This window comes from Arthrobacter sp. Bi26 (assembly GCF_918697925.1).
Taxonomy (GTDB): domain Bacteria; phylum Actinomycetota; class Actinomycetes; order Actinomycetales; family Micrococcaceae; genus Arthrobacter.
In genome coordinates, this window is the sequence record NZ_CAKKMF010000156.1 from 1 (window position 1) to 5,982 (window position 5,982).

General features: G+C 69.0%; 6 protein-coding genes. 3 read left to right on the plus strand and 3 right to left on the minus strand.

The features are described from left to right. On the minus strand, positions 1-335 hold a 335-nt coding region (locus LQV16_RS22640), incomplete at its 3' end, for a hypothetical protein (protein WP_229996092.1). A 227-nt stretch (positions 336-562) separates the two neighbouring features. On the opposite strand from LQV16_RS22640, the gene LQV16_RS22645 reads away from it, so the two are divergent. The 3 genes from LQV16_RS22645 to holA all read left to right on the plus strand — a co-directional run bounded on the left by LQV16_RS22645 (position 563) and on the right by holA (position 4,771). After that, the gene (locus LQV16_RS22645) at positions 563-1,558 is read left to right on the plus strand and encodes a helix-hairpin-helix domain-containing protein (RefSeq protein WP_229996093.1); all 996 of its coding nucleotides are present in this window, start codon (positions 563-565) and stop codon (positions 1,556-1,558) included. Positions 1,559-1,667: 109 nt separating this feature from the next. Further along, the gene (locus LQV16_RS22650) at positions 1,668-3,821 is read left to right on the plus strand and encodes a ComEC/Rec2 family competence protein (RefSeq protein WP_229996094.1); all 2,154 of its coding nucleotides are present in this window, start codon (positions 1,668-1,670) and stop codon (positions 3,819-3,821) included. Further along, a complete protein-coding gene (holA, locus tag LQV16_RS22655) occupies positions 3,755-4,771 on the plus strand; it encodes a DNA polymerase III subunit delta (protein WP_229996095.1) in 1,017 nt (338 codons plus the stop codon). The genes LQV16_RS22650 and holA overlap by 67 nt, the downstream gene beginning before the upstream one ends. 157 nt (positions 4,772-4,928) lie before the next feature. Here holA and rpsT read toward each other — a convergent pair whose 3' ends face one another. Next, complete coding sequence (gene rpsT / locus LQV16_RS22660) at positions 4,929-5,189, minus strand: 30S ribosomal protein S20 (protein WP_018773112.1); 261 nt, start codon at positions 5,187-5,189, stop codon at positions 4,929-4,931. Between the two features lie 203 nt (positions 5,190-5,392). Further along, positions 5,393-5,953, minus strand: coding sequence for a type II toxin-antitoxin system PemK/MazF family toxin (locus tag LQV16_RS22665; RefSeq protein ID WP_229996096.1), 561 nt, complete (start codon positions 5,951-5,953; stop codon positions 5,393-5,395). Positions 5,954-5,982: the final 29 nt, after the last annotated feature.

Here is a 5,982-nt window from a genome sequence, read left to right on the forward strand (position 1 = left end):
GCGCTGCCGGGCTCCAGCCACCAGAGCACCTGGACGTTGCAGTGGTAGACAATCGTGACATTGGCGACGGCGCCCGCGGGTGGCACCGAGTGAATCGACGTGGCGGCCGTCTGGGTGGTCCAGATGAAATTTTGGTCGGCCGTCATTCCTGCCGTGCCGTCAACCGTCACGTGCGCTATGCCGTACAGGCCGTGCTGCGGGCAGAAACTGCTGTCAAGGGAAAAGTTGACGATCTGGGTTGAGGTAGCTTGCGTCGTGTCTGCCACAGCAGGCGGGGCCGGCAGCATGGCGCCGCCAAGAGCCACGACCGCCGCTGGCCAAAACAACCACTTCATTGCACACCAGCTTTCGACGCCTGATGGTCACATCCAGGCGATCAGGGTTGCCCCCAGCCGGCAAAGTCTTCTCGATTGAGGATGCAGACGTTACCACCGGGTCCGAGTGGGCACCAGCGTAGGGAATACTTGCCCGTTGCTGCGAAAATACGCGTATTACTCAGGTATTTCCACATACGCCTGGTGCCGGATATCGGTGTGGGTGAGGGTTGCCTAGAGTCGCTTCCATGTCACGCCGGAACCCGGAAGCCGAATCCGCCACCGGAGTTAGGGTTGCCCGTGAACGCCTGGCGGCGACGCTCGGCGGTGCGGCGGATGCCGGAGACGCCGGGCATTCGCCGAAGGCCGGGAGTTCGGGGATGTCGTTGGACGCGCAACGGGCGGCGGAGCTGTCCTCGGGGCTGTTGGACGTGCCGGCGTCCGGCCTCCCCATCCCGTCCCTGGCCGCCGGGGTCGTCGGCGGTGCCGGCAGGCGCCGTGCCGGCGGTGACGGAACGCACTCCGAGGAGCTCCCCGGGCGCGGGCGCGTTGCAGGGGCGCCGCTGTCCACGGTGTTGCGGGCCAGGACCGGTCTGCGGGCGGCGGTTCTGCTGGGCGTCCTCGCCGCGGTGCTGGGCGGTTACTTCTGGTGGCAGGCTGGCACCGGCGGCGCGCAGGTGGTCGCGCTCAGCGAGCCCGCCCCGGCCGCGGAGGAGGCTGCCGATCCGGCAGCGGGCGAGACCGTCGCGCCGCCGGCAGAAGATGATGCCAGCACGGCGCCGAAAACCATCGAGGTCCATGTTGCCGGCGCGGTGCTCAGGCCGGGGGTGGTTCAGTTGCCCGCGGGGAGCCGGCTTTACGAAGCGATCCTGGCGGCAGGCGGGGCCACGGACACGGCGGATCAGGACCGGCTCAACCTGGCCGCCGTGTTGGAGGACGGCCAGAAGGTCCTGGTGCCCATCCGCGGCGAACCCGATCCGGCCGATGCGCCCACAGGCGGCTCGCCTGAGCCCGGTTCCGCCCCGGGTGGCACCACATCAGGCAGCGGTGGCGGAAAGATCAACATCAACACCGCCAGCCTCGAGGAACTGGGGACTCTCCCGCGCGTCGGTCCGGTCTTGGCGCAGCGCATCGTGGACTGGCGTCAGCAGCACGGGCGCTTCAAGAGCGCGCAGGAGCTCGACGCGGTTGACGGAATCGGTCCAAAGTTGCTCGAGGCCCTGCTCCCGTTGGTAGGCATCTGACATGGCGCGGGGGGACGCTGACGCGTCGCGGCATGCTGCGCAACATCGTGACGTGCCACAGCCTGACGTGCCACAGCGTGACGTGAGTCGGACCAGCCTGCGGGGTCTGGTGGCAGCAGCCCCGCGGAGCCGTTGGCAGCGCTACGTCGACGCGGCCGTCCATTCGCCGGCGCCCTCGGAACGCGATGCCCCGGTGGGCGGCGGCCGGGTTCGCGGGTCGGGCATGACCGCGCCCGCAGCCCACGGTCTACAGCCCGGTGGCAGCCCTTCTGCGAGCCAGAGGGCAAAGCGCCTCCCGGATTTCCCGGGGTGCCTTGGGCGCATTGGATGGCTCCCTCCCGGGCACCTCACCGGTCACATCACCGAAAGCCTGCTGTCCCGGGCCGCGCGCGACATTGCCTTGCCTCGACGCCTGACGGACCGGACACGGCGGACGGACCTTCGGCTGGTGCTGCCCACCCTCCTTGTTTGGGGGACCGCTGTGGCCGGAAACTCGTTGTCCCCTTCCGGACTGGCGGGACTCTGCACGGCACTGGCGGCGACCGCCGGAATCCTGCTCTTCTTGGCAGGACGCGGCAACCCCGGCCGCGCTGGGTTCGGCCGCGCTGGGTTCGGCCGTGCCCACGGCAGGAGCGCCAGGGTTCGGAGCGCCACGGATGTGCGCGAAGCCGCCCGGCACGGCCCCCGTCCCGGGCCGGTGGCTGCGCGCAGCCTTCGCGTCACTCTGGCTGTGGCGCTGGTGCTGTCCGTGGCGGCGGGCGCCCATGCCGCCGTCGAGGCGTCCCGGCGGCATGACGGCGCCATCGCCGAGGCCGTGGCCGCGCGCGCGGCTGTCGTCGCGGAACTGGAAATTGCGGGCGCCCCGCGGCGGCTTCGGGTTCCCGGGGCCGGCGGACTGGCGGACCGCTGGGCGGTCCCCGTCATGCTGAAGGCGATGACCTTCGGCGGCCAAAGGGTCGCCGGAGAAGCCCGGCTCGTCGTCATGGGTGGAACGGCGTGGGAACTCGCCGTTCCGGGCCAGCGCCTGCGCGCCACGGGCAGGCTCCGGCCGGCCGCGCCAGGGGAGCCGGACACAGGAATCCTTTCAGCCTCGTCCGCTCCAACGGTGTTGCGGGGACCCGGGCCCTGGCAGCAAGGTCCCGGTGAGCTGCGCCGTGCATTCACCGCCGCGGCGGCACGCTTCGGCGGCGATGCCGGCGGGCTGCTGCCCGGGATGGTCACCGGCGACACCAGCGCCCTGGACGCGGAATTGGAAGTCGCTATGAAGACGGTGGGCATGACGCACCTGACGGCCGTCAGCGGAGCGAACTGCAGCCTGATCCTGGGGACGTTGCTGCTCGCTGCCCGCACACTGCGCCTGCCGCGCACCGCAGCCGCCGCGGTCAGTCTCGCGGGGCTCGGGCTGTTTGTCCTCATGGTGGGACCGGATCCCAGTGTGCTGAGGGCCGCACTCATGGGCAGCATTGGTCTCGCGTCCGTGGCCTTTGGCCGGGCGGGGCGTGGACTCAGCCTGCTGTGCGTTGCCGTCATCGGCCTGCTGTTGGCACAGCCGGTCCTGGCCACCAGCTTCGGATTCCTGCTCTCGGTGCTGGCCACGCTTGGAATTGTGGTCACTGGACGTCGCATCATGGAGTGGCTGCCACCAGCGGTGCCGCGCTGGGCGGCAGCCGGGGTTGCCGTACCCCTGTCCGCCCAGCTGTTCTGCGCTCCGGCGATCGTGCTGTTGCAACCGCAGTTCGGCTTGTACGCCCTGCCCGCGAACGTGGCCGCTGCGGGACTCGTGGCGCCAGTGACACTCCTCGGCACGGCCGCTGCGGCGCTCCTGCCCGCAGTCCCTGCCGTTGCGCAGCTCCTGATGGCCGCTGCTGCCTTCTTCGCCGGCGCTGTGGCGGGTATCGCGCGGTGTTTCGCGGCCCTCCCGGGCGCTGCGCTGCCGTGGCCGGAAGGGGCCTTCGGCGCAGCCACCATGGGTGTCTTTTCCGCGACTGTGCTGGCAGCGGCGTGGCTGGCTCTGCACCCGGCGGTGGTTGTTCGGGCTGTCCTGGTGGCACATGCGAGGGTGGTTGCCGGGCTCGAAGGACGGTCGCCTTCGGAGGCACGGCCGCCCGCCGGGCAGGCCGTCCGGCGCGGCTTGGAGCACCGGTCCGGGCGTGGGACGCTTAGAGTCCGCAAATCAACTTCCGGGAGGAATCACGAGTGGCTGCTGCCCAGACCCAACGGCCCAGGACCTCGGCGTCGAACACCGCCACCTGGCGCGACGTGACACCGGCTGCCGTAGTCCTGGTCGGCGGCCCGGAAGACTACTTGGGCTCGCGTGCCATGGACCGTATCCGCGGGCAGGTTCGCGAGGCGGCGCCCGACGTCGAAATTACCCGGCTCAATGCCGGCAGCTACGTGGCGGGGTCGCTGGCTATGAACGTCAGCCCTTCACTGTTTGGCGAACAGAAGCTCATCGAGGTTGACGGGCTCGAGGCGATGAACGACGCCTTCCTGGCCGATGCCCTTAAATATGTGGCGCAGCCGGAACCGGACGCCGTCCTGGTGCTTCGCCACGGCGGGGGAGTCCGCGGCAAGAAGCTGCTGGACGCCATCAAGGCCGCGGGCTGGCCCGTCGTGGACTGCCAGCCGCTCAAAAAAGACGCCGAGAAGATCGCCTTCGTCACGGCCGAGTTCAAGACGGCTTCCCGTCGGATCGACCCCGACGCCGTGCACGCCCTCGTCAATGCGGTCGGCGCGCAGCTCGCGGAACTCGCCGCCGCCTGCAGCCAGCTAATCGCGGACGCCACCACCGGCGTGGACGCCGCCATGGTGGACAAATACTACGGCGGCCGGGTCGAGGCAACGGCCTTCAAGGTCGCCGACGCTGCGATGGCCGGCAACGGCCCTTTGGCCCTTTCCACGCTCCGCCACGCCCTGGCCACCGGCGCGGATCCCGTTCCGATCGTGGCGGCGCTGGCGTCCAAGCTGCGCTCCCTGGCCAAGGTGGCCGGCGCCCAGGGTTCGTCCTCGCAAATCGCAAAGCAACTCGGAATGCAACCCTGGCTCGTCGAACAGGCCCAGCGGGAAGTCCGGCGCTGGACACCCGACGGGCTGGTCCGCTCCATCCAGGTCACCGCCGAGGCCGACGCCCAGGTCAAGGGGCTCTCCCGGGATCCCGTCTATGCCGTGGAACATGCGGTAACGGTGATTGCCACCTCGGTCCGAAGTTCCTGACACCCGGGTTCTGACCCACCCGCACGGCGTCCGGTCAGACCCGGCCGCGGCCAGCCGGCGACGTGTCCGGATGAGAACGCAACGTGCGGCTTAACTGGATGTGGCCGGCACCCATGGGGTGCCGGCCACAATCATCAGTTCGAGTGAACTGGAAACCTTAGAGCGCGTTGACCTTCTTGGAGATGGCCGACTTGCGGTTTGCAGCGTTGTTCTTGTGGAGAACGCCCTTGCTGACAGCCTTGTCCAGCTTGCGGCTGGCAGAAAGCAGTGCAACAGCAGCAGCATCCTTGTCGGTGGACTCAACGGCGGTGTTGACGGCGCGGATGGCCGTCTTCAGCTCGGACTTGACTGCGTTGTTGCGCAGGCGAGCCTTTTCGTTGGTCAGGATGCGCTTCTTCTGGGACTTGATATTAGCCACGTGTGAACTCTCTTTTTCAATGCGGAAAATGGTCTAGAGGGCTTTCAGATTGGCCATTGACTGAGCGGCGTGGGGATACCTATGGCGACCAACCATCTGTGGCCGTCGACCTGCACGGACACACAGCTGTAAATAATAGCAGAGATGAACGTGCAGGCACGAGTACCCGTGGCAATCCGCCGCAGGACCCGGCGCCGGGCGGGTCAGTTCCAGCCGCGGCGCTCCCGCAGGGCCGCTGCGATGAGATTGAAGCGGCCTACGTCCAGGATCGCTCCTTCGCGCCGGATGTCATTGGCATTGATCTGCAGAATCCGGTCCAGCTTCGCTTCGCTGGGCCGCCACTGGCGGTCCCAGGGGCCCGTGCCGATGTCAACGTAGTCATCCGACCGGGGGGAATCGCCGTTGTGGTCCTTGCTCGTCAGCATCAGACCCAGCAGATACCGGCCGCTGGTGCCCACCAGCAGCACCGGACGGTCCTTGCCTCGGGAATAGTCCTCTTCATAGGGCACCCAGGTCCACACGATTTCGCCGGGCTCGGGCAGGCCGTTGGGTGCGGGGGCGTAGCGGACGGCCGCCCGGCCCCGGAAGTCGCCGGGATACGTCCCGGTCAGTCCGGCGGCCGGAGTGCCGCCCGTGCCGCCCGTGGCGCCCGGCCGTGTCTGACCCGGCCGCGCCTTCCCCGTCGGCTTGCCCGTCGGCTTCCCCGCAGGTTTTGACGCCGGGCCGCGGGTGGTGCCCGGCGCGGAGCCGCCGAGTTTGTCCAGGAAGCGGAGCGCGTCGCGGACCGCGTTGC